This is a genomic window from Thermogutta sp., assembly GCF_014359955.1.
Classification (GTDB): domain Bacteria; phylum Planctomycetota; class Planctomycetia; order Pirellulales; family Thermoguttaceae; genus Thermogutta.
The window spans coordinates 1-3,940 of the sequence record NZ_JACIYL010000413.1 but is presented as its reverse complement, the minus strand read 5'-3'; the positions used below and the strand labels follow the sequence as shown (position 1 = coordinate 3,940).

Genomic DNA, 3,940 nt, shown 5'->3' with positions numbered 1-3,940 from the left:
TTGCGAACTGCGCGGGCATTTTGTGGGCCATTATCTCTCGGCCTGTTCCTTCATGTACGCGAGTACCGACGATATCCAGTTCCGGGACCGAGTCCACTTTTTGGTCCAGGAATTGGGGAAGTGTCAGGAGAAACTCGGTAACGGCTATCTCAGCGCCTTTCCAGAAGAATTTTTTGACCGGGTTGAAACCACCGGACGGGTTTGGGCTCCTTATTACACGCTCCACAAAATTTTGGCAGGGCTGCTCGACGCCTATGTGTACTGCGGCAATCAGCAGGCTTTGGAAGTGGCCAGGAAGCTCGGGGATTGGGTGGTCGCGCGGAACAGTCGCCTCACTGACGAGCAGATGCAACGGATGCTTAATGTGGAACATGGCGGCATGAACGAGGCCCTGGCCAATCTGTATGCCTTAACCGGCGAAGAAAAATACCTGCGGATGGCCGAGCGTTTCAACCATCTGGCGGTGCTCAAGCCTTTGGCCGACGGCAAGGACATTCTTACCGGTTTGCACGCCAATACGCAGATTCCCAAGTTTATCGGCGCGGCCAGATTGTATGAATTAACGGGAACGCCATGGTACCGCGATGCTGCGCTGAACTTCTGGAACTTTGTTGTCCGCGAACGTTCCTACGTCATCGGTGGAAACAGCAACAACGAGCATTTCACGCCCAAAGATCGGCTCTCGGAAGCCCTCGGTCCCAACACCGCCGAAACCTGCAACACGTACAACATGCTCAAGCTGACCAGACATCTCCTCGCCTGGGAAATGGCCCCTGAATACGCCGACTACTACGAGCGTGCCCTCTACAACCACATCCTGGCATCGCAGAATCCAGCAACTGGAATGATGTGTTACTATGTTCCGTTACAATCGGGCTCACACAAGACGTATTCCACACCGCTGGACTCTTTCTGGTGCTGCACGGGAACAGGTATCGAAAACCATGCGAAATATGGAGAAAGCATCTACTTTCATGATGGCCGCGATACTTTATATGTAAACCTGTTTATTCCGTCAGAACTCCAATGGCAGCAAAAAGGTTTAAAAGTCCGACTGGAAACGCAATTTCCCGATTCAGACACAGTGCATCTCTACGTTGAACCGCAGTCGCCCGCGCAGTTAACGATTGCGATCCGGTGGCCAGCGTGGTGTACTCAAGGATACTCAATTCTGGTTAATGGGACTCCGTGGGCATTGGAAGATCGTCCGGGCCAGTTCGTTCGCGTAACCCGTACCTGGACTGCCGGTGACCATGTGGAAGTCCGAGTGCCCATGCAGTTGCGGACAGAATCATTCCGCGATAACCCTGACCGGTTGGCTATTCTCCATGGCCCTATCGTGCTTGCGGCAGTCGTACCGGACGAGCTTGTTCAATCGCCGGTCGTTGCGTATGCCCCGGGCCATGACATCGGTCGCAGCTTTGGCGGCGTCATGGCCGTGGTGGCGGATCATCTCGATTTGACAGCCTTCAAGCCGGTCGACAAGCGGCCGGGATGCTGGACCGCGCCCAGGGGATTATTCCGCTCGCTCGCGGATACCGAGGAGCGAGAAATCATCCTTGAGCCGTTCTATAAAATCCATGGTTCACGGCGTTATGTGGTTTACTTCGATCGAGTATCTCCATCACAATGGGAAAAAATCGTCAGTGAATATAAAGAGGCAAAGGAAAAATGGGAAGAAATAGAGAAGCACACGATTGATCGCGTTATTATTGGTGACCCGACCAGTGAAAGAGAACATGCCCTCTCTGGGGAAAGGACCGAAAGTGGGACCTTTGCCGGAAGGCGATGGCGGCATGCGGTCAACGGGGGATGGTTCGCCTACACAATGAAGCTGGCGCAGGGGGAAGGGCAATCCCTTCTTGTCGAATACTGGGGCAGCGATGTGGGCAATCGGGTTTTTGACATCATGGTTAATGGCACAAAGATTGCTACGCAGCGATTGGCCAACAACCGGCCCGGTCGCTTTTTTATCGAGCTTTATCGCCTGCCGTTGGAGCTTATAAAAGATCGTGAAACGATCACCGTGCGTTTTCAGGCCCATCCGGGAGCTATGGCCGGTGGTATTTTTGACTTGCGGGTCGTCGCCATGTCGGACAATTCACACGAGAAGCCTGTTGGTCAAAAATCCCAGCCATAAGTGTTTTGCAAATCAGTCAGGGTAAGCCGCTTAAGGCGATCGGGTTTGTCCATCGTCGGGAGATGGTTTAGTCTTTCATACTGGTCATGGCATTTTTACAGTTCTGTAAAAAAAGATGGCCCACGTGTGCTGCCATTGTCTTTGTACTTGCAGTGTATATTCCGTATCTCCTCAAAGCGGGCTGGGTTTGCGATGACTGGATGATCATTGATCACTGGCGTCTGCACCCTCAATGGTGGGAGATCGTGCGATCATGGTTTCCCCTTTTTTCCGCTCGGCCTTTGGCGCCCATGGTATTGTCCAGTATATCCGGATTATATGGTGATACTCCCCGCTGGTACGTCTGCTCTCAGTTCTTCTTCCTCAGCGTAGCGTGGGGAATAGTTTGGTATATCTGGCACCGATTGTGCAGCGAGAAGGCCGCGGCGTTTTTTCTGGCGGCCGTGTATCTGCCCAGTATCGCTTCCACACTTGTGTTTTCTCCGGGAATGCAGCATCTCGCGGCAACGGCGTACGTTTTATGGGCAGCGTCGCTTTTGTGTCACGAGAGGTCGCTCACCAGACAAGGGCCCTGGTTGCTGCTCTCCGGGCTCCTCATTTTTATAGGCATGCTGATCTACGAGATTTTTTTACCCCTGCTCATCTTGCAGTGCCTGATGCCGCTCTACTGTGGTGCATCTGCGAAGAAGGATCACGCCGTAGATCCGGCCACTTACTTAGGATTTGATCTACACACATGGAAAAGCGTAGGTCGCACGACATTTCCTATCCTGACCGCTGTTTTGCTGGGCCTGGTCGTACAGAAGCTGATCATGCCGCAATTCTTTCCAGACATGTCCCGACTGACACCCGGCGGCCCCGGAATGATGCTCCGAACATTTCTTTACTGGATTTTTGCAGTTTTTATCCAGACACCGATTCTCTGGGCCGACGGCCTTGTTCGAGTGCATGAAGCCTGGGATGCAGCGGCTTTAGCAGGCGTTCTCCTTGTCATACTCTCGCTTGTCCTGGTTCAATCGCGAACCGGCAGCGCCGGGGAAACTTCAGACGGTGCCAATACTGCGCCTCCGTCGGGCAACAGGTCAGATTCCGCTTCCCCCTCTGCGGAAACGACGCCCGCCGGCCAAAGTGGTCCTCAAACCGATCTCTTTCCCACCCAATCTTGTCGAGTCGGTGTGCTCAGAAACGTGTGCTGGATCTCCGCCGTGATGAGCGTTCTGCTGTTCGTGCTGTCTGGAAGTTACGCCGCCGTTTGTGGCAACGACAACCGAAAACTTTCGTCGCTATGGGTTGCCGTTGTTCTCGCGGTGAGCACATATTGGGCGCAACCTCCTAGTCCTCAGTCTTCCAAAAAAACGCGGTGGCTGCAGCTCGGTCTGTGTGGAGCGCTGTTTGTCAACGTCACGTCCTTTTTGCTGCAGCGCAATAATTATCTCCAGTCATGGCAGGCCCAGCAGAAGCTTTTGACCACGATCACGGAGGAAACACGTCGTACCGAAGTTCCCCGGGGAGCGGTCCTTGTCGCCGCCTTGCCACCCGTTGTTCCAACGAATCACAACGACGAGTGCGTTTTCACACGCTCCTGGGACATCGCCTCCGCTTTGCGAATCGTCACCAAAGATCACATCGCTGATGCCGTGGCCCTCTATCCCTGGCTTCTCGTCCAGGGCCGACTGATGGTTGATGGTCCGCGACTGGTGGTCGATAACCTCTGGCACGCTGACGTGAGCCAACAGGACGTCTTTTTTATCGGGTGCGAATTGAAACAGTCGCGACCAGCGGGCGTGGAGGACTTTTTCT

General features: G+C 53.9%; 2 protein-coding genes. Both read left to right on the top strand.

Features of this window, described 5'->3' with window-relative positions; all coding sequences use genetic code 11:
- A partial coding sequence (locus tag H5U08_RS12260) for a glycoside hydrolase family 127 protein (RefSeq protein ID WP_297033423.1) occupies nt 1-2,140 on the top strand: 2,140 nt, incomplete at its 5' end.
- A gap of 200 nt (nt 2,141-2,340) precedes the next feature.
- The coding region (locus H5U08_RS12255) for a hypothetical protein (protein WP_297033420.1) at nt 2,341-3,940 on the top strand (1,600 nt) is incomplete at its 3' end.